Here is a 23,214-nt window from a genome sequence, read left to right as displayed (position 1 = left end):
ACCGGGCACGAAAGTGGCCGCCGCGCCGGGAGCCGGGACATGATGGGCGCGTGCAACCCGACGACGTGATCCAGGCCTACCAGGCGTTCTTCGCCGGCGAGCGGCGTCCTCTCGACGTCGTCGACTTCTTCCACGACGTGGTGGCCACCGTGCCCGCGTACCGGAAGTTCCTCGCGGCCGCCGACGTGGACCCCGAAACCGTCCGGAGCGAGGACGACTTCCGGCAGCTCCCGCTGACGTCGAAGGCCACCTACCAGAGCCAGTACCCGTTGCCTGAGCTCTGCCGCGACGGCCGGCTCGACGCCTGCGACATGATCGCCGTCTCCTCGGGTTCGTCCGGCACCCCGACGATCTGGCCGCGGTCCCTGGCCGACGAGCTCCACGTCGCCGAGCGCTTCGAACAGGTCTTCCGCACGTTCGAAGCCGACACCCGCAGCACGCTCGCCGTCGTCTGCTTTCCGCTGGGCACGTGGGTCGGCGGCCTGTTCACGGCCGCGTGCGTGCGGCACCTGGCGGCGAAGGGTTTCCCGATCACCACCGTCGCGCCGGGCAACAACAAGGCCGAGATCCTGCGCGTGCTGCCGGAGCTGGCGCCGCACTTCGAGCAGGTCGTGCTGCTGGGCTACCCGCCATTCGTGAAGGACGTGGTCGACAGCGGCACCGGCTGGGCCGACCACGTGATCAAGATGGTGTTCGCCGGCGAGGTGTTCAGCGAGGAGTGGCGCGACCTCGTCGCTGCGCGCGCAGGAGTCGTGGATCCCGTCAGCGCCATGGTTTCCCTCTACGGCACCGCCGACGCCGGCGTGCTCGGCACCGAAACCCCGACGTCGGTGTCGATCCGCCGGTTCCTCGCGGGACGACCGGAACTCGCCCGCGAGCTCTTCGGCGAATCTCGCCTCCCGACCCTCGTGCAGTACGACCCCGCCAGCCGCTTCTTCGAGGCCGACAACGGGACCCTGCTCTTCTCCGGCGACAACGGCGTGCCCTTGATCCGCTACCACATCGCCGACGAAGGCGGTGTCCTCTCGCATGCCGACCTGCTGGAGTTCTGCTCCCGCAACGGTTTCACGCCCGCCGACGGCCCGGACCTGCCGTTCGTCTACCTCTTCGGCCGCTCCCTGTTCACGGTCTCCTTCTTCGGCGCCAACATCTACCCGGAGAACGTGACCGTCGGCCTCGAACAGCCAGAAGTCAGCGGCTGGGTCACCGGCAAGTTCGTGCTCGAGACCTACGAGGACGCCGACCGCGACCGGCGCCTGCGGATCACCGTGGAGCTGGCGCCCGGCCACGACGGCGACGCCGCGCAGCTCGCCACCTCGATCCGCGCCCAGCTCCTGCGTCTCAACAGCGAGTTCGCCCACTACGTGCCCGCCGAACGGCAGCTGCCCGAGATCGTCCTGCGGCCGGCCGGCGATCCCGAGTACTTCCCGGTCGGCGTCAAGCACCGCTACACCCGCGGCGCATGAGAAAGGGCGGGACCCGCAGGCCCCGCCCCTTCAGCACGCAACTCGATCACCGAACAACTCAGTCGATCGGCGGTTCACCCGGCTCCAGCTCGAGCAGATCGCCCTCGGCCAGCAGCTCCTCGATCGACGCGGGCAGCAGGTACGCCGAACCCCCGCCGGGCTGGTTGAACCACGGGATCGCGACACCGGCGAGCGTCTCGAGCGGACGCTGCACGCGGTACACGTGGTACGGCCGGTTCACCCACTCCGGCACCAGCGAACGCTCCTCGAACGGCGTCCCCGCCGCGTAGGTCAGGTTGCCGCTCGGGCCGCCGAAGCGGTCGAGTTCGCTGCCCGCGGGCAGTTCACGTATTTCCTTGCCGCGGAACAACGTCAGCGGCGGCTCACCCGACAGCGGCCCGATCGGCCACTGGTTGTTGCCACCGCCACCGCCACCGGCTGCGGCTCGCGGCGCTCCGTTGGCTCGCGCCGGCTCCTCCCGACGCGGCGGCGCGACCGGCGCACCCGGTCCACCGGGGCCACCAGGACCGGCCGGACCACCGAGACCAGGACCGCCAGGCCCACCGGGTCCACCAGGCCCACCCGGTCCACCGACGGGAGCACCCGGCGGCACACCGGGCCCGGTCGGCAGGCCCAGCCCGCCACCCACAGGGGGAGCGGGCGGCATCGGCGGCTCCCGGCGCTGCAGCGGCTGAACCGGCGGGGTCACCTGCGTCGGCGGCTGCGGGGGCGGGGGTGGCGGGACCTGTCGCTGCGGCGGCTCTTCGGCCTCGGGCTCGTCGCCCAGCAGCTCCTCGGCCGGCGTGAACGCCGTCTGCTCCTGCGGCGGCACGGCCTCGCGCGGGCGCACCGGGAACGACCCCGTGGCGACCTCCGGCGAAAGCGTCGCCACCACCGGCGGCTTCGGGGCTTCGGCCACGGGCTCTGCCGGCGGCGCGGGCGGCTGCTCCTCGGCGGGCTCGTGGCCGTCGGGGTGCAGCAGGACCTTGCCGAGCATGAACGCGGCGGCGTCGTCGGAGTCGCCGAACACGGCCGGGTTGATCAGCTCGCCGTCGTACCAGCCGACGCGCCAGCCCTCGTCCACCTGCTCTACGGTCCAGCCGCGCTCGGTCGGCGTGCCCAGCTGATAGGCGGCGTCCGGCACGTCCAGCTCGTCGAGGCGCGTCTGCAGCTTCGCCAGCGCGGGTTCGGCCGGCAGCTCGCGGCGCGGCCGCCTCGGCGGCTGCTGGGGCTGCCGCGGCGGGGCCTGCGGTTCCGCGGCCGGCTCCGGCCGGGCACCGGCGCGCGGGGGCACGGGCAACTCGGGCACCGGCAGGGCACCCGGCACCCCGTCGTCGGGCGTGATCATCGTGGTCGGCGGGCCCGAGTCGAAGTCCGGTTCGCGGCCGGCGGGGACGCCACCGTCGCGCGGCTGGTCGCCGTACTGGCCTTCGCCGTATTGGAACTCGCCGTACGGCTGCTCGTCGTAGTGCTCGTCGTCCTCGTACTGCTCGTCCTGGTACTGGCCCGACTGGTCGTACTGGCCGTCTTCGAAGTGCGGGCCGTTCTCGAACGTCTGCGTGTTCTCGAGCGGCTGGCCACCCTCGAACGACCGCGCGTCCTCGAAGGACTCGGCTTCTCCGTACTGCTCCTCGCCACGGTCGGCCGGGGCGTACAGCGCGGTGTGCTGCTCGGCCGGCTCCTCGTGCCGCGAAGGTTCATCAGCGTGGGTGAACAGCACCGGCTCTTCCTCGAGCGGCTGCTCGGCCGGAGCGGCGTCGACGGGCGCGTACAGCGCCGTCTGCTCGGCGTCCTCCTCCGGCGGGGCGGCGTTCGGGTCGACCGGCGCGTACATCGCCGTGCGCTGATCGTCGTGCTGCTGCTGCGGTGGTGCGGCGCTGGGGTCGACGGGTGCGTACATCGCTGTGCGCTGTTGCTCTTCGTGCGCGGGCGGGGCGGCGTTCGGGTCCACGGGCGCGTACAGCGCGGTCCGCTCGGCGATCGGCGTCGGGTTGTCGGCCGCGGCGCCGTTCGGCGGTGCGCCCGCGTTCGACCCGGCGGCGTTGGGGGCCTGGTCGTGGGCCGGTTCGAAGCCCTCGTGCCGCTGGTCCTCGAAGTGGTCCTCGCCGCCGAAGCGGTCGCCGAACTCGTCGTAGCGCTCGTCCTGGTACTGCTCGTTCTCGAAGCCCGGGCCGTCGTCGTGCTGCGAGCCGGAACCGTCGAAGACCTGCTCGAACGGAGGCTCGGCCGGGGCCGCCGGCTCGGCGGGCGGCGTGTGCACGGCGAGCGGCACGTCGACCGGCGCGGGCGGAGCGGCTTCGGGAGCCGGGGCCGGCGGCGCCTGGGCGGCCGGGGGAGCGGGCGGCATGGGCGGCTGTTGCGGCTGCTGCTGTTGCGGCGGCGGGCCCGGGCGCTGCTGCTGGCTGCCCCGCGTGAGGTATGCGGTGGCGCCCTGCAGCGCGAGGTCGTCGACCTGTGGCAGCTGGAAGCCGTTGGACCGGATGTGCTCGACCAGGTCGGGCTCGGGCGATACGCCGTACTGGCGCAGGTAGAAGTTCACGGCCGCGGGCCAGATCCACTGCCCGTCGCTGTGGAAGGCCACGGGCACGGTCGCCTCGGGCGACGGCGCGAGGCGGTCGATGTCGTAGCCGCGGTCCTGCACCACCACGGGCGCGTGGTCGAGGTAGTCGAGCAGGCGGTCCTGCTCGGCGACGTCGAGGTCGGGCCGGTTGATGACCGGACGCCCGGCGGGACCGATCGTGTCGAAGATCCGCGCGATGCGGAAGTGCGGTCCGGGCTGCTCGGGGCTGAGGCCGGACAGGCGCCGGATCAGCCACTCCGGCACGTTCTCCTCTGTTCGGGGGAACATGCGCAGCTCGTCCTGGTACGCCTGGGGCGGCGGCGCGAGGTGCCACGTGGGCTCCTCGCGGTTGTACTCGAGGTTGTAGCTGGACGGGTGGTCAAGCTGGTAGCGCGCGTTGAACCACGTGCCGCGGCCGTCGCGGTACATGCCCGCGCGCAGCCGGCCGAAGAGCGTCGCGATGTCGTGGGTGGCGACCCACTCCTGCCCGGTGCCGTCTTCGGTGCGGATCTCGCCCGTCAGCTCGTGGTACCTGCCGACGGCCCGGTACTCCACCGTGACCTTGCGCCAGTCGCGTGGTGCTGCGCGCAGCAGGGCGAGTCCGATCTGCTTGACCAGTGTGTCCTGCTCGGTCGCGTTCAGCTGCGTCGTCGGTTGTGCCACGGGAACATTTTGACTGTTCGCGCGCGCGAACGCACCCCGCATAGGTCTTTTGCCACTCAGGGGCGGTCTGACCTCGGTCGACGCGCGATGCTCAAGATCACACACCCGTGCGGGCTGGGACTGGGCTCCGGCGTTGGGGTGACGACGAGTCTACGTCCGGTGGCCCTGCGCGTCCGATCACGACGCGCGGGCCGATCGGGTGGTGTGGCGAGCACGCTGCGTATACGCCCCGGGCGAGGTCCGGGCGCGGGCGGCCCTTTGCGAGAATGGTCACCGTGACGGCGAAGATTCTGGACGGCAAGGCCACGAAGGACGCCATTTTCGCGGAGCTGCGCCCGCGGGTGGCCGCGCTCGCCGAGCGGGGCGTCGTCCCCGGGCTGGGCACGGTGCTGGTCGGCGACGACCCGGGCTCGCACTCGTACGTGAAGATGAAGCACGCGGACAGCGCGAAGATCGGTGTCAACTCGATCCGCCGCGACCTGCCCGCCGACATCTCGCAGGAGAAGCTCGAGGCCGTCATCGACGACCTCAACGCCGACCCGGCGTGCCACGGCTACATCGTGCAGCTTCCCCTGCCCAAGCACCTCGACGCCAACCGCGTCCTCGAGCGCATCGACCCCGACAAGGACGCCGACGGCCTCGCGCCGACGAGCCTCGGCCGCCTCGTCCTCGGCCAGCGCGGCCCGCTGCCGTGCACGCCGTACGGGATCATCGAGCTGCTCAAGCGCCACGGCGTCGAGCTCAACGGCGCCAACGTGACCGTGGTCGGCCGCGGCATCACCGTCGGCCGCACGATGGGCTTGCTGCTCACGCGCCGCAGCGAGAACTCCACCGTGACGCTCTGCCACACCGGCACCCGCGACCTCGCCGCCGAGGTCCGCCGCGCCGACATCGTCATCGCCGCCGCCGGCGTCCCCGGCATCATCAAGCCCGACATGGTGGCCCCCGGCGCGGCCGTGCTGGACGTCGGCGTCTCCCACGTCGACGGCAAGCTCACGGGCGACGTGGACCCGGGCGTGGCCGAGGTCGCGGGCTGGCTCTCGCCGAACCCGGGCGGTGTCGGCCCCATGACCCGCGCGATGCTCGTGTCGAACGTCGTCGAAGCCGCCGAGCGCGCGGTCGCGAGCCGGTGACCATGACCGCCGACCGGCCCCGCACGAAACGGTCGTGGACCGTCCACGTGCCCTTCGGGCTGGTCATGCTGCTGCTGCTCGCGGCGGCGCTGCGGATCCTGCAGTACCACTGGCGCGAGGGCGCGGTGCTGGTCGGCGCCGCCCTGCTCGTGGGCGGGCTGTTGCGGCTGCTGCTGCCGGAGGACCGCGTCGGGTTGCTGGCGATCCGCCGCAAGGTCGTGGACATCGTCACGTACGCGGCTCTGTGCGCTGCCGTGTTGTACATCGCCTTCACGATCACGGGCGGTCCGTTCGACGCCACGTCCTGACGGCTTGTAGCCCCGGAACGCGAAGCGGCCCCGCACCAAGCACTGGTGCGGGGCCGCTTCTGTCAAAACCTCACGACGCCAGGGCCAGCTCCCGCTGCTCCTCGGCCCGCGCGTCCCGCCGGTCCGAGGTCCCGGAAACCGCCGCGATCGACAGCCCGAGCACTGCCAGCGTCGCGCCGACCCAGTTGGGCGCCACCAACCCGAGGCCGCCGGCGATCACCAGCCCGCCGAGGTACGCGCCGATCGAGTTCGCGATGTTGAACGCCGACTGCACGGCCGCCGACACGAGCGACGGAGTTCCGCCGGCCTTCTGCATGATCCGCGTCTGCATCATCGGGCCGATCATGAAGCCCGCGACACCCACGAAGAAGATCGTGATCGCGGCGCCGACCTTCGACTGGGCCGTCAGCGTGAAGATCCCCAGCACCACCGCCAGCGACAGCATCGCCGCGTACAGCGAAGGCATCAGTGCGCGGTCGGCGAGCCGGCCGCCCAGGTAGTTGCCGACGGTCATTCCGACACCCGCGAGCGACAGCAGCAGCGTCACGTCCGCGGGCGAGTAGCCGGCGACGTCCGTGAGCATCGGCGCGATGTACGACATGCACGCGAACACCCCGCCGAGCCCGAACGTCACGATCGCCAGCGCCAGCCACACCTGCGGCCGCCGGAACGCGCCCAGTTCACCGCGCAGCGACGCCTCGGCCGGCCGCCCCTGGTGCGGCACCAGCTTGGCGATGGCAGCCGCGGCGAACAGGCCGATCACCGCGACCACCCCGAACGTCGCCCGCCAGCCCACCTGCTGGCCCAGCAACGTCCCGAGCGGCACGCCGACGACGTTCGCCAGCGTCAGGCCCATGAACATCATCGACACGGCCTTCGCGCGGTCACCCGGCTTCACCAGGCTCGACGCGACCACCGCGCCGGCGCCGAAGAACGCGCCGTGCGGCAGGCCGGCCAGGAAGCGGAACGCGATGCCGAAACCCTGGTTCGGCGACAGCGCGAACAGGGCGTTGCCCAGCGTGAACAGGCCCATCATCGCGAGCAGCATGGTCTTGCGCGGCAGCCGCACGGCCACCGCGGTCAGCAGCGGGGCGCCGATCACGACACCGAGCGCGTAGGCGGAGATGAAGTAGCCGGCGGTGGGGATGTCGATGTGGAAGTCCGCGGCGGCCTGGGGCAGCACACCCATCATCACGAACTCGGTGGTCCCGATGCCGAAGGCACCGATGGCGAGCGCGAGCAACGCGACGGGCACGGCTCTCCTTCCTTGAGAAATCGATTACTCAGCCCGGGGCGACCCCGTTCTGAAGCGCTTTAGACGAAGGGCAAAAAATAAGACAGCCGTGTGCGGCCCCGACGCCGTCGTGCTGTCTGCACCCAGTTCAACCGATGGGGCGTGCCTTTGTCATCCCGGTATCCGGGTGAGGCTCTTCACGTAGCGCGACCGTCAGCGGCGCGCGGCGAGCACTCCGTCGAGCAAGCCCGGCGCCAGCTCGTCAAGATCGTTGCGGCGCAAGGAGTTGAACCGCGTCGTGCCCTCCTGGCGGCCGGCGATCACGCCCGCGGCGCGCAGGATGCCGAGGTGGTGCGTGAGTGTGGACTTGGTCACCGGCACCTCGAGCCCGCCGCACGACACCTCGGCTTCGGTCCGGGCCAGCTGGCGCACGATCGCCAGGCGCACGGGGTCGGCGAGCGCGCGCAGCACCGACTCGACGGTCATCTCGTCGCGCTCGGGGTGGACGAGCGGAGTCAGGTGCGTGGTGGCGGCCATGCGTCCATAGTACGACGTTCCTCGAAATTGTCAGGCCCGCGGTGTACGGTTGTCATCGAACTACGACGTTCGTCGAACCAATCCCGTTCACCTCTTGGGGGCACCACCATGTCCAGCGTCTCCACCTCTGGGAGCTCGCGCAACGCCGTGCTGGCGTTCGGGGCTTTCGGGGTCGGCACCAGCGGCTACATCGTCGCCGGACTGCTGCCGTCGCTCGTCGCGGAGCTGCACGTTTCGGCCACCGCCGCCGCGCAGCTCGTCACGTCGTTCGCCATCGCGTACGCGATCGGCTCGCCTCTGTTCGCCGCTGTCACCGGGCGCTGGGAGCGCCGGACGCTCCTGGTTGCCGCGCTCGTCGTCACCGGTCTCGGCAACCTGCTCGCTGCCGTCGCGCCCGGCTACACCACGCTGCTTCTCGCGCGGGTTGTCACGGCCGTCGGCGCCGCTGTCTTCACCCCGGCCGCCAGCGCCGTGGCCGCGGAGCTGACCACGCCGGAACGCCGCGGCCGCGCCGTCGCGATGGTGTTCGGCGGGCTCACGGTCGCGTTGATCTTCGGGGTCCCGCTCGGCAGCCTGGTCTCGCAGCAGTGGGACTACCAGGCCGCGTTCCTGCTCGTCGGCGTGCTGTCGCTGGCCGGCGCGGTCGCCGTGCGGCTCGTGCTGCCGCGGGTCGCGCCGCCGCCCGCGGTGCGGCTAACCGAACGCTTCGCGGTGGCGCGCGACAAGCGCGTGGTCGCGCTGCTCGTCACCACGGTGCTCGCGTGCCTCGGCGCGTTCATGGTCTACACGCTCTCGTCGCCGCTGCTCGCCGTGACGGCCGGGATCACCGGAGGCACCGTCACCGTGCTGCTGTTCTGCTACGGCATCGGTGGCGCCCTGGGCAATTACCTCGGCGGCCGCGCGGCCGACCGGTGGGGCGCGCGCGTGCCCGTGCTGCTGGTGCTGGGCGGGATGACCGTCGTACTGGCGCTGCTGCCGTTCACGTCGGTGACCGTGGCCGGCGCGGGCGTGACGTTCTTCGTGTGGGGCACGATCACGTGGGCGATCAACCCGCCGATGCAGCACCGGCTCATCGAGCTTTCGCCCGGGCACGCCGGCCTGGCCCTCTCGCTCAACGCGTCGGCGATCTACCTCGGCGTCGGGCTCTCCGGCATCGTCGGCGGCGCCGTGCTGACGTCGGCCGGGCCGACGGTGCTGCCGGAGATCGCCGCGGTGCTGAGCGCCGTCGCGATCGCGGTGACGGTGTTCTTCTGGGAGACGCGTCGCGCTCGTCGCGTGACGGCCCGGGAAGAAGTGGCCGTCGGCTAGTCGCTGAGGATCTCGCAGTCGGGCCCGGGGTACAGCAGTGCTTCGTGTCCGTCGGCGAACCTGACCACGTACGGTGGTGAGCCGTCCGGGCCTCGCACCTCGAGGATCTCGGCGCGCTGCTCGGCAGCTCCCACCGTGCGCCCGTGGACCTGGATCTCGTCTCCTACCGTCGCGTGCATGGGGTTTCACCTCCGTGGTTGAGAGTAGGAGCGCTTCGCGGCCGCGTACAGAGCAGTTGTGCGAAGCTGACGGCGTGGCTGAGGTTCTGGACGTGGCCCGCGGGTCGGGCGGTGAGCTCGTGCTCCGCCGCGAAGGTGCGGCGCTCGAGGTGATCGAGAACGGTGTGTTCCTGATGGACACCCGAAACGGCGAATCCGAACGGCTTCTCGTGACCGGGGCCGCCGACTTGCTCGCGCCGGGCGCCCGCGTGCTCATCGGCGGCCTGGGGGTGGGTTTTTCATTGCGGGCGGCGCTGGATCACCCGCACGTCGGGTCGGTTGTGGTGGTGGAGCGCGAGCCGGCGGTGATCGCGTGGAACCGCACGGGCCCGCTTCGCGCGGTGCACGGTGCGGCGCTGGAGGATCACCGGGTGTCGCTGGTGGAGGCGGATCTGGTGACGTGGCTGCGTTCTTCGGGGGAAACCTTCGACGCCCTGTGTCTCGACACCGACAACGGTCCCGAGTGGACGGTTACTGAGGGCAACACCACGTTGTACGGCGAGTCCGGAGTGGACGGTCTGGCTCGCCTGCTGCGCCCGGGCGGTGTCCTGGCGGTGTGGAGTGCCGGCGCTTCTCCTGCGTTCACGGATCGGTTGCGGGGGCGCTTCGCTGACGTACGCGTGGTGGAAGTCCCGGTGCCGCGCGGTGAACCGGACGTGCTGTGGTTCGCCCGTTGCTGAGGGCGGCCGTTTCGGAGAACGCGGCCTGGTGCGATGTTTTCTGCCGCATCGGCGGCGTTTCCGGCGTCTTCGGCCCGCACGCGTGGACTTCGCCCGCGCGCACACCCGAGTTCTACCCCGACGCGGTGACCTTGTCGCCGGACGCCACCGCCGCCGACATTTTGCCGTTCGTCGACGCTTCGGCCGGCTGCTCGGTGAAGGACAGCTTCGCGTCACTTGAGCTGCCGGGCTTCGAGGTGCTGTTCTCGGCGACGTGGTTGCAGTTCCCGGTGCTGTCGTCGTCGGGGTGGCCCTCGTCCGCGTCACCGGACCCGTCGTTCGTCCACCTCCGAGGCCCGACCATTGCCCACCGCGGCGCGACCGCGGTCGGCCTGTGGAACTTCACCGGCGACGACTGGGCCGGCGCGGTCGCCGGCGCCGCCGCCGCGTTCCCGGGCCTGCCGATCGTCGGCTACGAACACGGCGACGAGCTGGCCTCGGCGCTGGCCTACGGCGCCACCCCGCTCGGGGAGCTGCGCGTCTGGGTCACGACCTGCCAAAATGGACCGCATGACGCGTGAAGTGCACCTGAGCGGCGACGCCGAGGCCGACAAGCTGCTGAGTGAGGACCCGGTCGCGCTGCTCGTCGGCATGCTCCTCGACCAGCAGATCTCCATGGAGGTCGCCTTCCTCGGCCCGCGCAAGATCGCCGACCGCATGGGCGGCTTCGACGTGCGGCGCATCGCGGAGGCGGACACGGAGGAGTTCGTCGAGAAGTGTGTGACGCCGCCTGCCATTCACCGCTACGGCGGGTCGATGGCGCGCCGAGTGCAGGCGCTGTGCCAGTTCATCATGGAGCACTACGACGGCAATGCCGAGGCGATCTGGACGGAGGGGCGGCCCAAGCCGGACGGGCCGGAGGTGCTCAAGCGGCTCAAAGCCCTGCCTGGGTACGGGGAGCAGAAGGCCAAGATCTTTCTTGCGCTGCTGGGGAAGCAGTACGGCGTCCAGCCCAAGGGCTGGCGCGAGGCGGCTGGTGCGTATGGGGATCGTGGGTCGCGGCGGTCTATCGCTGATGTGGTGAACGCGAAGACGTTGGCGGAGGTTCGGGCTTTCAAGAAGGAGCAAAAGGCGGCCGCGAAGAAGTAGCGCCGCGCCGGCCCGGCCGAACGGCCGATCTCTTGCCCCGCTGAGCGGTTATCCGCCCAACGGCCGCTATCCCTGGCGGCTCTGGCGTTGGAAGGATCTTCGTCGGTGCTGCAGGAGCAGCACGTCCAGGGGAGGGGAATTCCATGATCTCGAGCCGGGTGTTGATCGTCGCGGCCACGGCGTGTGTGTTCGGTACCGCGGGCGTCGCGGTGGCTCAGGCGGATCCACAGGACGCCTTCACCTACACGTCCGAGGCCGGCGCGCACGCGTTCGTGGGCAGCTACTCGTGGGGTGCGGACCAGCTGACCGCGTGGGAGTCCAACGGTGCCGTGAAGGTCGACGCCGACGGAGGCTGGGACTGGGCGCGTCTGGAGCTCAGCGCGCCCGCCGGCGGGCAACTGCAGGAAGGCACCTACACCGGCGCGCGGTTCCGGGGCCAGTCTGCGCCGCAACTCGACACCCCGGGCTTCGCCGCCTTCCGGGGCACCCAGGCGGACGGCACCCAGGTCTGCGCAGACGTCGCGGACGACGCCACCGCCGACTTCACCGTCACCCGCCTCGCCCGCGCCGCCGACGGCACCATCACCGACCTCGACACGACCTTCACCCTCCACTGCTCCGGCCCCACCGGTCCCGCCACGACTGGTGCGGTCCATTTCCACCACTGATCGAACACAAGCTTCGCTTCGGCGGGCCCCGGCCATCGGGCTTTGGTGGCCGGGGCCGCCGTTCCGATCAACCGCGGGTAAGCAGCTACCGAACCGCCCTCACCGCGAACACCGACCGCTCCCGTCCTCCGAGGTGGGCCTTCACCGTCTGACCCTCCGCCGACGAGAATCCCGCCGCCGTGGCCAGCGCGGCGGCCTCCTGCTCCGAGCCCGGAATCCGCAGGTCCCGGGGCATCAGCTCGGCCATCGGCCCGTCCCGCTTGAAGCGCGCCGACGAAGAGATGCTGAAGGCCAGCACCCCGCCCGGTCGCAGCACCCGCGCCCAGTCGGTCAGGGCTGTGGCGCCCAGGAAGTGCAGCGCCGACGCGCACACCACCGCGTCGGCGGCGCCGTCGGCGACCGGCAGGGGCACGGCGGGACCCACCTGCCACGAGATCACGCCCGCCGGATCCAGCGAAGTGGCCTTCGCGCGTGCCCGCTCGATCATCAAGGTGGAGAAGTCCACCCCGAGCACCGACGAGGGCGAAAGCCCCAGCGATGCGAACGCCGCGGCGCCCGTGCCGGTGGCGGCGTCGACGAGCAACGCGGGGCGCGGGGGTAGGAGGGAGATCAAGGTTTCCGCCACCAGGGGGTGGAAGAGATCGTCGTCGTAACCGGCGGCCTGTTCGTCGAAGATTGAGGTCACGACAAGCACCGTACCGGCCCTGACCAGCGGTTTTTCAGCTCAACCGCCGGCGCCCCGCGAAGCCGAGGTCGACGCGGTGGTACCAGGCGAGCTCGCGGTCGCCCTCGAGCCAGCAGAGCAGGACGTCGTCGCCGTTCAAGGACGCCGGGAAGTCGACCAGAAGGGGTGCGAAGCCCTTCAGCTCGGCGCCGGTGCGCTGGACGGTGGTCATCAGCTCGTCGAGGCGGGCCTGCGCGGCCTTCCACTCCGGCAGGCCGCCGAGGGGGGTGTCGCGGCCGCCCGGGCGCAGCGACGCAGCGAGCTCGGCGGCGTCGGCGCGCACGCGGACGAGCTCGGCGAGGACCGGGAGCAGCCGGGAGAGCTCGGCGCGCGCCTCGGCCACGGTGAACAGACCCATGTGACGATGTTCTCACTGTGTCCCGAACCCCATCACCGCCCAGGACGCCGCCGCGCCACCGTCGTCGCCAGACCCGTGCCCACCAGCAGAAACCCGGCCGCGAGCAGCGCACCGGAGAACAGCCACGACGTCAACCCGAACGAGAGCCCGCCGTGCGGGAGACCGTTCAGCAGGTCGAAGCCCCATTCCGGCATCGCCAGCGCGATCACGCCGGGCAGCACGCCCCACACGAGCCCGCCGAGCAGCGGCCCCGAGGACGACCACGCGCCCAGCGCCGCGACACCCAGTAACAGGATCGCGCCGGCCGCCATGAGGGCGATGCCGAGCGCGTCGCGGCGCGCGGCGAAGGCCTCCATCACGATCACCTGCTGCCGGTAACCCCCGGCTGCGAGCAGGCCCAGGGCCACGGGCGTGAGGACGAGGCCCAGCAGCCCGCTGAACACCCGCGCCAACGCCCGGCTCGGCGGCGGTGGCTGGTAGGCGGGCGGTTGAAAGGTGGTGTACGGGTCGGAGTACGACATAGCGTGACCTCCCGAGTGGCTGGTTCCCCGATGGGATGGTCGCGGACCTCACCCGGTTCCGCGACCGGCGAACGCGTGGTGTGCCCACCCGTCGGGGCCTCGCGCCAGGGGTGGAGACTTGATGCCGACCACTTCTGGAACCATCCAGCTCCGGCAAGCAGTACGCTTGTACCGCTACCGACGAAGTCGAAGAAGTAACGCGAAGATCCGCGGAAGGAGCACCGCTGCTCATGGCCAAGATCAAGGTCCAGGGCACCGTCGTCGAGCTCGACGGCGATGAGATGACCCGCATTATCTGGCAGTTCATCAAGGACAAGCTGATCCACCCGTACCTGGACGTCAACCTGGACTACTACGACCTGGGCATCGAGGAGCGGGACCGCACCGACGACCAGATCACCATCGACTCCGCGAACGCCATCAAGAAGCACGGCGTCGGCGTCAAGTGCGCCACGATCACGCCCGACGAGGCGCGCGTGGAGGAGTTCGGCCTCAAGAAGATGTGGCGGAGCCCCAACGGCACCATCCGCAACATCCTCGGCGGCGTGGTCTTCCGCGAGCCGATCATCATGCAGAACGTGCCGCGTCTGGTACCCGGCTGGACCAAGCCGATCATCATCGGCCGCCACGCCCACGGCGACCAGTACAAGGCCACCGACTTCAAGGTCCCCGGCCCCGGCACGGTCACCATGACCTACACCCCGGCCGACGGCTCCGAGCCGATGGAGTTCGAGGTCACCAACTTCCCCGAGGGCGGCGGCGTCGCCATGGGGATGTACAACTACCGCAAGTCGATCGAGGACTTCGCGCGCGCGTCGCTGCAGTACGGCCTCGACCGCGGCTACCCGGTGTACCTCTCCACCAAGAACACGATCCTCAAGGCCTACGACGGCATGTTCAAGGATGTGTTCCAGGAGATCTTCGAGGCGGAGTACAAGGCCGACTTCGACGCCAAGGGCCTCACCTACGAGCACCGCCTCATCGACGACATGGTCGCCGCGGCGCTCAAGTGGGAGGGTGGCTACGTCTGGGCCACCAAGAACTACGACGGCGACGTGCAGTCCGACACCGTGGCCCAGGGCTTCGGCTCGCTCGGCCTGATGACGTCGGTGCTGCGCACGCCGGACGGCAAGACCGTCGAGGCCGAGGCGGCCCACGGCACGGTCACCCGCCACTACCGCCAGCACCAGCAGGGCAAGCCGACCTCCACGAACCCGATCGCGTCGATCTACGCGTGGACCCGGGGCCTGGAGCACCGCGGCAAGCTCGACGGCAACGCGGAGCTCATCGGCTTCTCGAACACCCTCGAGCGCGTGGTCATCGACACCGTCGAAGGCGGCAAGATGACGAAGGACCTGGCGCTGCTCGTCGGCAAGGAGCAGGCGTGGCAGACCACCGAGGAGTTCCTCGGGACGCTCGACGAGAACCTGGCCAAGAAGATCGCCCAGGGCTGATTCGAAGGCCGCACCAGCCACCGGCTGAACTGCCTTTTCCCACCACCGCGAAGGGGCACCTCGGAGGAGTCTTCCGAGGTGCCCCTTCGTCGTGACTACCGGTTGTCACCAGAGGGTGACGCGGTTGGCGCCTCCGGGTGGTCTGCCCGGCCGGACCTGTCGGGCGGACCGACTCCGTGTCTACCCTGGTGGAGCCCGATTTTTCGCGACTGACTTTGGTGACGGAGGAGCGGCCGTGATCCTGGGGTTGATACCGAAGAAGACCCTGATCATCATCGGTGTGATCGTTGCCGTGATCGTGATCTACGTCTTGAACCAGAAGGGCCAGGCCGACGCCCAGGGTTCCCCGACCGGGTGCAAGGTCGCGGTGACCGCCGACGTGCTCAACGCCCGCGAAACTCCGGACGGCAACGGCAAGATCGTCGGCAAGTACCTCAACGGCGCCGAGTTCGACGCGATGCCGGTGCAGCAGAACGGATTCCGCGAGGTCGCCAAGGACAAGTGGGTGGCGAGCAGCTTCGTGAAGCCGGTCGAGGGTTCGAAGTGCTGAATGGTTTTCGGCGCTGACGGGCGCTGAAGGGCTAGAAGCCCGCGAAGTCCAGCGCCACCGTGACCACGCCTGAAAGCGCCGCGATCAGCGCCAGCGTGCGCGCCTTGCGCCGGTCGCGCTTCGCCGCGGCCCGCCAGTAGAGGCCGATCCCGACCACGAGCAGCAGGACCTCCACAGTCATCGACACCGCCGGCAGCCGCCACAGGCCGAAGCCGAATGTCGGCAGGTTGCCCGCGTTGCCGGGCAGAATCGGCAAGTCGGCGCGGTGCACGACGAGGTCCAGCAGCCAATGCGAGAACGCCACCGCGCCGAGCGTGACGCCGGCGCTGCGCCCGAGCCACCGCGCCGCGACCAGGCCGAACAGTGCGGAGAGCACGAGCGCGCCGACGAGCGAGTGGGTGTAGTCGGCGTGGATCACACCCTCGCCGTAGCCCGTGCCGCCCGACTGGTCGATGGTCTCGATGCCGGTCAGGTAGAGCGGCGTGAACACGATGTCGAGCCACGCGGTGGCCGGCATCATCGTCCACACGGGAATGGCGGGCCGGCCGGCTTTCACGGCGGCGGCGAGCCCGAAGTGCCCGGCGATCATCTGCCGGCCTCGCTCTCGACGGGCGTGGCCTTGGCCTTGGCCTGCCAGGGGAACCGCGCGTCGGGGATACCGAGCGCGACGGTGAACAGCAGAACGGCGAGGACGAAGGACATGGTTCTCCTCAGCTGGCGTAGTCGGTGATGCCGCGGACGAGCATCGTTTTCAGGAGCGTGAAGCTGGCATCGACGTCTTCGGGCCGGCCGAAGCCGCCGGACGCTTCGAGGCTCGCGAAGCCGTGCACGGCCGCGCGCAGGCATCGCGTCGCGTGCGCGGTCTTCGCCTGGTCGAACCCGTACGGGCGAAGCACGGCGAAGGCGACTTCGGCGACGCCGAGGGTGGCCTTCGCGAGCTCCTCGTCGCCCGCGTCGGGCGCGGTTTCCAGCGCGGCGACGCGGTGGGGGTGGGCGCGCAGGTACGCGCGGTAGGCGTCGGCGAGGGCCTCGATCGCGTCGTCACCGGAACGGCCGGTCGCCGCACCGCGCAACGCCTCGGTCATCTCGGCGACCACACGCAGGTCGACCAGCCGGCGCAGGGCGGCGAGCCCGCCGACGTGCTTGTACAGCGAGGGCGTGGCGACGCCCGCGCGTTCGGCGACCTTGGCGAGGCTGAGCGCGTCGGCGCCGTCGGCGTCCACCACCTCGAGGGCGAGGGTGACGACGGCGTCCGGCGTGAGGCCGGCCCTAGGGGACATCAGGTTGGCTAACTATCATAGCTTTAAAGCTAAGCCTGTTAGCTAGTGGGCGTCAATCTCGACGGTCAGGCCTTCGTCCGCGACGAGCACCTCGCCGTCGAACTCCCGGCGGGCTTCCGCGGCGGACACGGAACGGTCGGCGCCGGGCCAGAAATGGGTCAGCAGCAGGGTTCGGACGCCCGCCTCGGCCGCCGTCCGCCCGGCCTCCGCGGCGGTGAGCAGCCGGCGCGGCTCGTCCGGCGGCTCACCTTGGAGGGTGGCTTCGCAGATGAGCAGATCGGCGTCGCGCGCCAGCTCCACGAGCAGCCGCGACGGGCCGGTGTCGCCGGAGTACGCGACGGTGCCGCGCGGCGAGCTCAGCCGCACGCCGTGGTTGGGCACGTGGTGGGGCAGCGGCGTCGAGGTGAGCTGCCAGGGGCCGACGGTTTCGGGCCGCGCGAAGGTGCGGATGTCGAAGATCGTGGCCGGGTGCGGGCGCGGCTCGGCGGCTTCGAGGCGGCGCAGCACGCCGGGGGGTGCAGTGCAGCGGCAAACGCTGGTCCTCGACGGTGTCGTGCCACGCGCGGCCGAGCGCCGTGAGGTCCGCGATGTGGTCGGGGTGCTCGTGGGTGATCACGACGGCGTCGAGGTCTTTCGCGGCGACGTGCGTGAAGAGCCGGCTCGCCGCGCCGTACCCGAGATCGAGCACGATGTGATGGTTTCCTTGTGAGAGAAGGAATCCCGCGCACGCGCGGCCGGGTTCGGGCCAGGCGCCGCAGCTGCCGAGCACGGTGAGTCGCGCCATGGGCGCAGTCTGGCACAGGATTGTCGGACCCGGCGGGTAGCGTGCGCGGGGTGCTGACCGTCTCCACCGTGAATGTCAACGGCCTGAGGGCCGCCGTGAAGAAGGGCTTCGTCGAGTGGCTCGCCACCACGAAGGCCGACGTGGTCGCCTGCCAGGAGGTGCGGGCCGAGGCCGCGCAGCTGCCCGCGCACGTCGTCGAACCGGAGGGTTGGTTCGCCGCCCACGCGCCCTCGGTTGCGAAGGGGCGAAACGGCGTCTCGCTCTACAGCCGCGTCGAGCCCGACGAGGTACGCGTCGGCTTCGGCGAGCCCGAGTTCGAGGACAGCGGGCGCTACCTCGAGATGCACCTGCCGGGTGTCGTCGTGGCGAGCCTGTACCTGCCGAGCGGCGATGTCGGCACCGAGCGCCAGGACGAGAAGGAGCGCTTCATGGCCGCCTTCCTGCCCTACCTCGGCGAGCTGCGCGCCAAGTCAGCCGCGGCGGGCCGCGAGGTCGTGGTGGTGGGCGACTGGAACATCGCCTACGACACCGTCGACCTGAAGAACTGGAAGGGCAACCACAAGAACTCGGGCTTCCTGCCCGAAGAACGCGCCTGGCTCGGCCGCGTCTTCGAAGAGGCCGGCTACGCCGACGTGCAACGCCGCCTTCACGACGGCCCGGGCCCCTACACCTGGTGGTCCTACCGCGGCCAGGCCTTCGACAACGACTCCGGCTGGCGCATCGACTGCCAGCTCGCCACCCCGGCCCTGGCCGACGCCGTGCAGTCGGTCGTCGTGGAGCGCGCCGCCACCTACGCCGAACGCTGGTCCGACCACGCCCCCGTCACGGCGACGTACGACGTGCCTTTCCCGCGCTGATTCCCCGCCGAAGCGCGGTGCAGCCCCGGCGCCGGTCGTGCCGCCGCCGGGGCTGATTTCCTTACCGCGCGGCGCCGCCGGCGTGCGGGGCTCCGCGTGGTTCCCGGTCTCGGCGCGGCGTCGAACGCGGGTGTCGCGGTGGTGGGTGCACTCGGTTGTGCCCGGGTTGCGGAGCATGCGCGGTAATACCTCGGCACGCGGCGCGCTCGCTCGCCGAGCGGCGAGTGCGTTGCTGCCCGGTTTACGGCGCCGTCGCGCGTGCCGGCGCCGTGGGCGGGTGTGCAGGGTCTTGAGTTGCCCGCCGAATCCGATAACCGGGCGCGGCGTGGCGGCTCGACGAGACCACGCCACACCGCACCCGTGTTGAATTCCTTACCTGCCAAGCAGAAGGGCCCCTCGGCCGCCACCGAGGGGCCCTGCCGGCAACCTCGACAGCCTCAGCAGCTGAGGTTGCCACCCGGGTCGACGCCCAGGATGCCGGTGATCTTCCGGTACGCGTCGATGCGGCTCTGGACCTGGGCGGGGTTGCCGCCGTTGCATTCGATGGAGCCGTTGATGCTGCGGATCGTCTCGCCGAAGCCGCGGCCGTTGACCATGGCGTCGTGCGGGGTCATGGTGCCGGGGCCGGACTGGGTGTTCCAGTACCAGAGGCCGGTTTTCCACGCGACGGCCGAGTCGTTCTGCACGAGGTTCGGGTTGTTCAGCAGGTCGATGCCGAGCGCGTCGCCCGCGGCTTTGTAGTTGAAGTTCCAGCTGAGCTGGATCGGGCCGCGCCCGTAGTACGCCGCGGTGCCCGCGGGGCAGCCGTACGACTGGCTCGTGTCGCAGTAGTGCGGGTAGTTCGCGGTGTTCTGCTCCACGATGTACACCAGGCCACCGGTTTCGTGGCTCACGTTCGCGAGGAACGCCGCGGCTTCCTGCTTCTTCACTGTGTCACTGCCGGAATTCGCGAAGCCGGGGTATGCACCGAGCGCATTGGTCAGTCCACTGTAGCTGTAGAACGAGTTCCGGCCCGGGAACATCTGGTTGAACTGCGACTCGCTGACGACGAAGCTCGCGGCCGGCGCGGCATTCGCAACCGTGGTGGCCGGCACGAGCACCGTGATCGCGGCCGCGGCGGCCATCCCGACGGCGGTGAGGATCCTTCGGAGAGACATGGGCTCACTCCTATGTTAGCCCCTGAAGTGGTCTACACCATAGAGGTATAGACCAATCTCGGGAGAGAAAACAGAGCCCAGTGTCGGGAGCCGGTCAAAAAGACGCGATCAGACCAATAGAGTTGGTGAATAACTTGCTTTCCGTAGTTCGTCGCCGCCAAACGGGTGAACGTTTTTCACGTTTTGCTCGCGCCGCGCGATCGGAACCGGACCAAGCCGACACTCGTGACAGTCGTTCGAGCGACCTCGGCAGCACGAAAAACCGGCGAGAGAGCGCTGACCACCAGTGACACCGTCAGCCCGGGGGTGGTCACCGGCCTTCCCCGGACGGGCGCTAGTCTCGGCGCCCGAGTTGATCAGAACCGACAGGTCTTGACACGCTCGGTAGTTTTTTCACTGTATGACTCATCCTTACGGGTGAGAGATCTCGCCAGGAACATCACTTCGCGGGAGGCACTCCGGTGCGCAACCCAGGTCATCTCCTGTTGCGGCCCACGCTGCGCTCGGCCCGGTCGGCGACGCTCGTCGTGCTACCGGCCGTCCTGCTGCTCGCGGGCAGCGGCACGGCGCTCGCCGACGACGGCGTCGTCCGCGCGGAGACCCCTTCGGCGGGCTTCGGCATCCTCGGCCCCGTCGGGCTGGTCGCCGTGGCGCTGGGCATCGTCGGCATGGCCCTCGGCGTCCTGCGTCAGCGCCGCAAGGCGCGCGCGGCGACCGCGACGGCCCTGCCTACCCCTGAGCCGGTCGACACCGAGGAGCCCACCCGGCCCCTCGCGCCGATCCAGAACCCCTAGCAAAGCCCTGGAAGCCTGCCCGGAAGCCTCACTGAGAACCCCCGCCGAGCACTCCAGGGAGACCTCCCTGTGACCCGCCTCTCCGGCTCCTGAAAGAATCGCCGACGTGTCCGACGAACAGAACGGGCGCCTGCGGGTGCTTTCCGGGATCCAGCCGACGGCCGACTCGTTCCACCTCGGCAACTACCTCGGCGCCCTGCGGCAGTGGGTGAAGCTGCAGGACACGCACGAGACCTTCTACTGCGTCGTCGACCTGCACGCCATCACGGTGGAGCAGGACCCGAAGGTGCTGCTGGAGCGCACGCGCCGTTCGGCCGCGCAGCTGCTCGCGATCGGCGTCGAACCTGACCGAAGTGCCCTGTTCGTCCAGAGCCACGTGCCCGAGCACGCGCAGCTCGGCTGGGTACTCGAGTGCCAGACCGGCTTCGGCGAGGCCAGCCGGATGACGCAGTTCAAGGACAAGTCGGCCAAACAGGGCGCCGACCGCGCCAGTGTGGGCCTGTTCACGTACCCGGTCCTGCAGGCCGCCGACATCCTGCTCTACCAGGCCAACGCCGTGCCGGTCGGCGAGGACCAGCGCCAGCACCTGGAGCTCACGCGCAACCTGGCGCAGCGCTTCAACAACCGCCTCGGCAAGACGTTCACGGTGCCCGAGCCCTACATCGTCAAGGACACCGCGAAGATCTACGACCTGCAGGACCCGACGGCGAAGATGAGCAAGTCGGCGTCCGCGGCCAACGGTCTCGTCGAGCTGCTCGAAGACCCCAAGCGCTCGGCCAAGAAGATCCGCTCCGCCGTGACCGACACCGGCCGCGAGGTCAAGTTCGACGCGGAGAACAAGGCCGGCGTCTCCAACCTGCTGAGCATCTACTCGGCGCTCACCGAGCGCTCGATCGCCGACCTCGAAGCGGCGTACGAGGGCAAGGGCTACGGCGACCTGAAGAAGGACCTCGCCGAGGTGCTCGTCGAGTGGGTCACGCCGTTGCAGGCCAAAGTCCAGTCCTATTTGGACGACGTCGCCGAGCTCGACAAGGTTCTCGCCCGCGGTGCGCAGCGCGCCCGGGAGGTGGCAGCGCCCACGCTCGCCACCGTGTACGAGCGGCTGGGCTTCCTGCCCGCCTCTCGCTGATCGATCTTTTGTCGGTGGACAAAAATTGAAGAAAAGTCTGTCTATTTTAGCTGTCCTGGTGCTGCCCGCCGGCTGCGGTGAGTCCACTCCGGACAGCCAGACGGCGTCGCCGGAAGGCGACGGTCAGACCACGCAGCGGCCCGGCTACGAAGGCTCCGACTACCCGGATGCCGCGCCGCTGAAGGAACTGCCTGACGCGCAGGGCGTTCAGGTCGGTGGGAAGCCGGTGATCGAGGCCTGCAACCTGTTGTCACTGAACGACTTGAAGGACCTCGGCATCAAGGTCGGCTCGCGCCCGGACCCGAACGTCGTCAACTTCGAGCGCACCTACCTGGTGGGCGACGGCAAGGGCCCGCTCGAGACCTCGTTCGGCACCTACTCGAAGGCCGACGGGCTGGCGGTCGACAAGTGCGCCTACGCCCTGGAGCCGAAGGACGGCACGCTGCAGGAGAGCCTGGCCGTCGCGGTTTCGCAGCCCGCGTACGTGTCCGGCACCGCCGAGACCGCCGCGGCGTTCGTCGGTGCCCCGGCGAGCATCACGCTCGGCCAGGTGCAGGGCGACGGCAGTGCCGGCAAGATGCAGGACATCGCCAAGCGGCGTGATGCAGACCTCGAGAAGCAGACGAACGCGCTGGCCGGGCCGAGCACCGTCGGCTACTCGAGCCCGGTCTTCCCGAAACCGGTCGCGCAGCCGTGCCCGCTGCTCACGGCCGACGTGGTGAGCCCCGCCATCGGCACCGACGCGTCGCCGCTGGTCTCGGAGATACCGGGCACGGCCGTCGGCGACATCGCGTTCCCGCACGACCCGCAGCCGCGCAACTACGTGCAGCTCGAGTGCGGGCGCGGCACCGGCGAGGACGACCCGCTCTCGCGCAAAGCGCTGTCGCTGACGGCGACGAGCTTCCTCACCGAAGACGCCGCCAAGGGATACGTCGACAACACCGCGGGCGCGCACGGCGGCCAGGCACCGTCGGCCGCGATCGGCGACGAGTCACGGATCATGACCGACACGATGTCGATGAGGACCCAGGGTGTGCTGATCTTCCGCAAGGGCCGCTTCGCCTTCGAGCTCTACCTGGTCGACCACGACGGCCACCCCATCGGCAGCACCCTCGCCGAGGCCAACAGCCTGCTCGTGCCCGCCGGCCAGAAGATCGCCCTGGCTTTTCAGGGGACGTAAGTGCGGCTGATCGTCCTCAACGGACCGCCCGCCATCGGTAAGTCAACGCTGGCGGAGCGGTTCGCGCAGGCCCACCCGCCGACCCTGAACCTCGACGTCGACCGCGTGCGCTCGCTTGTCGGCGGCTGGCGCGCGCAGCCGAAAGAGTCCGGCTTGGCGGCGCGCGCCTTGGCTCTCGCGGCCGCCCGCGCGCACCTCACCGCGGGCCACGACGTGATCGTGCCGCAGCTGCTCGCACGCCCGGATTTCCTGCTGCAGCTGGAAGAACTGGCCCACGACGTCGGCGCTTCGTTCCATGAACTCGTGCTCTGGGGCACCCGCGAAAACGTCCTCAGCCGCTTTGCCTCACGAACGCCCGGGACGCAACACCACGACACCACTGCGGCCGACGTCGCCGCGTTCCACGACCGCCTCGAATCCCTCCTCGCCGACCGGCCGCGGGCGCGGATCATCACGACGTCGGCCGGACACGTCGACGACGCCTACCGAGCGGTGCTCGCCGCCCTGGACTGACCCCCGAGTA

At 70.2% G+C, this 23,214-nt stretch carries 25 protein-coding genes and 1 pseudogene; 15 read left to right on the top strand and 11 right to left on the bottom strand.

From position 1 onward, the window contains the following. Window positions 1-50: 50 nt before the first annotated feature. Window positions 51-1,466 (top strand): phenylacetate--CoA ligase family protein, encoded by a 1,416-nt coding sequence (locus tag AB0383_RS13385; protein ID WP_364181771.1) that lies wholly within the window; start codon window positions 51-53, stop codon window positions 1,464-1,466. 58 nt (window positions 1,467-1,524) lie between these two features. On the opposite strand, the gene AB0383_RS13380 is transcribed toward AB0383_RS13385, so the two are convergent. Then, window positions 1,525-4,689, bottom strand: a complete 3,165-nt coding sequence (locus AB0383_RS13380; protein WP_366187183.1) for a glycohydrolase toxin TNT-related protein — start codon at window positions 4,687-4,689, stop codon at window positions 1,525-1,527. A 275-nt stretch (window positions 4,690-4,964) separates the two neighbouring features. On the opposite strand from AB0383_RS13380, the gene AB0383_RS13375 reads away from it, so the two are divergent. Then, the gene (locus tag AB0383_RS13375; RefSeq protein ID WP_366187181.1) at window positions 4,965-5,822 is read left to right on the top strand and encodes a bifunctional methylenetetrahydrofolate dehydrogenase/methenyltetrahydrofolate cyclohydrolase; all 858 of its coding nucleotides are present in this window, start codon (window positions 4,965-4,967) and stop codon (window positions 5,820-5,822) included. Window positions 5,823-5,824: 2 nt separating this feature from the next. Next, window positions 5,825-6,130 carry a DUF3017 domain-containing protein gene (locus tag AB0383_RS13370; protein ID WP_366187179.1) on the top strand — a complete coding sequence of 102 codons (306 nt, stop codon included), beginning with the start codon at window positions 5,825-5,827 and terminating at the stop codon, window positions 6,128-6,130. A 70-nt stretch (window positions 6,131-6,200) separates the two neighbouring features. On the opposite strand, the gene AB0383_RS13365 is transcribed toward AB0383_RS13370, so the two are convergent. Both AB0383_RS13365 and AB0383_RS13360 read right to left on the bottom strand, forming a co-directional pair. Next, on the bottom strand, window positions 6,201-7,385 hold the full coding sequence (locus tag AB0383_RS13365) for an MFS transporter (RefSeq protein ID WP_366187177.1): 1,185 nt from the start codon (window positions 7,383-7,385) through the stop codon (window positions 6,201-6,203). Window positions 7,386-7,577: 192 nt separating this feature from the next. Continuing rightward, window positions 7,578-7,901, bottom strand: a complete 324-nt coding sequence (locus tag AB0383_RS13360) for a metalloregulator ArsR/SmtB family transcription factor (protein ID WP_364181757.1) — start codon at window positions 7,899-7,901, stop codon at window positions 7,578-7,580. 108 nt (window positions 7,902-8,009) lie between these two features. Between AB0383_RS13360 and AB0383_RS13355 the strand changes: the two genes are divergently transcribed. Further along, on the top strand, window positions 8,010-9,209 hold the full coding sequence (locus AB0383_RS13355; protein ID WP_366187174.1) for an MFS transporter: 1,200 nt from the start codon (window positions 8,010-8,012) through the stop codon (window positions 9,207-9,209). Here the strand turns inward: AB0383_RS13355 and AB0383_RS13350 are convergent. Then, entirely contained in the window at window positions 9,206-9,388 is a 183-nt protein-coding gene (locus AB0383_RS13350; protein WP_364181751.1) for a DUF1918 domain-containing protein, read from the bottom strand. The two genes, AB0383_RS13355 and AB0383_RS13350, sit on opposite strands and share 4 nt — an antisense overlap. A 74-nt stretch (window positions 9,389-9,462) precedes the next feature. On the opposite strand from AB0383_RS13350, the gene AB0383_RS13345 reads away from it, so the two are divergent. From AB0383_RS13345 to AB0383_RS13330, 4 genes are all read left to right on the top strand, one after another. After that, complete coding sequence (locus tag AB0383_RS13345; protein ID WP_364181749.1) at window positions 9,463-10,107, top strand: spermidine synthase; 645 nt, start codon at window positions 9,463-9,465, stop codon at window positions 10,105-10,107. Further along, window positions 10,101-10,667, top strand: a complete 567-nt coding sequence (locus AB0383_RS13340; protein WP_364181746.1) for a hypothetical protein — start codon at window positions 10,101-10,103, stop codon at window positions 10,665-10,667. The genes AB0383_RS13345 and AB0383_RS13340 overlap by 7 nt, the downstream gene beginning before the upstream one ends. Then, window positions 10,657-11,235 carry an HhH-GPD-type base excision DNA repair protein gene (locus AB0383_RS13335; RefSeq protein ID WP_366187171.1) on the top strand — a complete coding sequence of 193 codons (579 nt, stop codon included), beginning with the start codon at window positions 10,657-10,659 and terminating at the stop codon, window positions 11,233-11,235. The genes AB0383_RS13340 and AB0383_RS13335 overlap by 11 nt, the downstream gene beginning before the upstream one ends. Window positions 11,236-11,378: 143 nt before the next feature. Beyond that, the gene (locus AB0383_RS13330) at window positions 11,379-11,903 is read left to right on the top strand and encodes a hypothetical protein (protein ID WP_366187169.1); all 525 of its coding nucleotides are present in this window, start codon (window positions 11,379-11,381) and stop codon (window positions 11,901-11,903) included. A gap of 85 nt (window positions 11,904-11,988) precedes the next feature. On the opposite strand, the gene AB0383_RS13325 is transcribed toward AB0383_RS13330, so the two are convergent. From AB0383_RS13325 to AB0383_RS13315, 3 genes are read right to left on the bottom strand one after another with little or no spacing between them, the layout of a single operon-like run. Next, window positions 11,989-12,588 (bottom strand): class I SAM-dependent methyltransferase, encoded by a 600-nt coding sequence (locus tag AB0383_RS13325; protein ID WP_366187167.1) that lies wholly within the window; start codon window positions 12,586-12,588, stop codon window positions 11,989-11,991. A gap of 34 nt (window positions 12,589-12,622) precedes the next feature. Then, entirely contained in the window at window positions 12,623-12,985 is a 363-nt protein-coding gene (locus AB0383_RS13320; protein WP_364181736.1) for a DUF2203 domain-containing protein, read from the bottom strand. A gap of 32 nt (window positions 12,986-13,017) precedes the next feature. Continuing rightward, window positions 13,018-13,506 carry a hypothetical protein gene (locus AB0383_RS13315; RefSeq protein WP_366187165.1) on the bottom strand — a complete coding sequence of 163 codons (489 nt, stop codon included), beginning with the start codon at window positions 13,504-13,506 and terminating at the stop codon, window positions 13,018-13,020. 230 nt (window positions 13,507-13,736) lie between these two features. On the opposite strand from AB0383_RS13315, the gene AB0383_RS13310 reads away from it, so the two are divergent. After that, window positions 13,737-14,960: an NADP-dependent isocitrate dehydrogenase gene (locus AB0383_RS13310; RefSeq protein WP_364181731.1), complete on the top strand. Its 1,224-nt coding sequence runs from the start codon at window positions 13,737-13,739 to the stop codon at window positions 14,958-14,960. A gap of 235 nt (window positions 14,961-15,195) precedes the next feature. After that, window positions 15,196-15,510 carry an SH3 domain-containing protein gene (locus AB0383_RS13305; RefSeq protein WP_364181729.1) on the top strand — a complete coding sequence of 105 codons (315 nt, stop codon included), beginning with the start codon at window positions 15,196-15,198 and terminating at the stop codon, window positions 15,508-15,510. Between the two features lie 31 nt (window positions 15,511-15,541). Here AB0383_RS13305 and AB0383_RS13300 read toward each other — a convergent pair whose 3' ends face one another. The 3 genes and pseudogenes from AB0383_RS13300 to AB0383_RS13290 all read right to left on the bottom strand — a co-directional run bounded on the left by AB0383_RS13300 (window position 15,542) and on the right by AB0383_RS13290 (window position 17,574). Further along, window positions 15,542-16,099, bottom strand: a complete 558-nt coding sequence (locus AB0383_RS13300; protein WP_366187162.1) for a permease — start codon at window positions 16,097-16,099, stop codon at window positions 15,542-15,544. A gap of 121 nt (window positions 16,100-16,220) precedes the next feature. Beyond that, complete coding sequence (locus AB0383_RS13295) at window positions 16,221-16,790, bottom strand: WHG domain-containing protein (protein ID WP_366187160.1); 570 nt, start codon at window positions 16,788-16,790, stop codon at window positions 16,221-16,223. 42 nt (window positions 16,791-16,832) lie between these two features. Further along, a pseudogene (locus tag AB0383_RS13290) lies at window positions 16,833-17,574 on the bottom strand (MBL fold metallo-hydrolase). Between the two features lie 41 nt (window positions 17,575-17,615). On the opposite strand from AB0383_RS13290, the gene AB0383_RS13285 reads away from it, so the two are divergent. After that, entirely contained in the window at window positions 17,616-18,431 is an 816-nt protein-coding gene (locus AB0383_RS13285; RefSeq protein ID WP_220246208.1) for an exodeoxyribonuclease III, read from the top strand. A gap of 437 nt (window positions 18,432-18,868) precedes the next feature. Here the strand turns inward: AB0383_RS13285 and AB0383_RS13280 are convergent, their stop codons facing one another. Further along, the gene (locus AB0383_RS13280; protein ID WP_364181715.1) at window positions 18,869-19,588 is read right to left on the bottom strand and encodes a chitinase; all 720 of its coding nucleotides are present in this window, start codon (window positions 19,586-19,588) and stop codon (window positions 18,869-18,871) included. Window positions 19,589-20,049: 461 nt separating this feature from the next. On the opposite strand from AB0383_RS13280, the gene AB0383_RS13275 reads away from it, so the two are divergent. The 4 genes from AB0383_RS13275 (at window position 20,050) to AB0383_RS13260 (ending at window position 23,204) form a co-directional block, all read left to right on the top strand. Beyond that, a complete protein-coding gene (locus AB0383_RS13275) occupies window positions 20,050-20,382 on the top strand; it encodes a hypothetical protein (protein WP_366187157.1) in 333 nt (110 codons plus the stop codon). A gap of 106 nt (window positions 20,383-20,488) precedes the next feature. Next, window positions 20,489-21,511 carry a tryptophan--tRNA ligase gene (trpS, locus tag AB0383_RS13270; protein ID WP_366187155.1) on the top strand — a complete coding sequence of 341 codons (1,023 nt, stop codon included), beginning with the start codon at window positions 20,489-20,491 and terminating at the stop codon, window positions 21,509-21,511. Between the two features lie 25 nt (window positions 21,512-21,536). Continuing rightward, window positions 21,537-22,691, top strand: a complete 1,155-nt coding sequence (locus tag AB0383_RS13265) for a hypothetical protein (protein ID WP_366187153.1) — start codon at window positions 21,537-21,539, stop codon at window positions 22,689-22,691. Continuing rightward, window positions 22,692-23,204: an AAA family ATPase gene (locus tag AB0383_RS13260; protein WP_366187151.1), complete on the top strand. Its 513-nt coding sequence runs from the start codon at window positions 22,692-22,694 to the stop codon at window positions 23,202-23,204. Window positions 23,205-23,214 lie beyond the last annotated feature (10 nt).

Origin of the sequence: Amycolatopsis sp. NPDC051373 (assembly GCF_040689465.1) — a bacterium.
Lineage (GTDB): Bacteria > Actinomycetota > Actinomycetes > Mycobacteriales > Pseudonocardiaceae > Amycolatopsis.
This window is presented reverse-complemented; position numbering and strand designations above follow the sequence as displayed.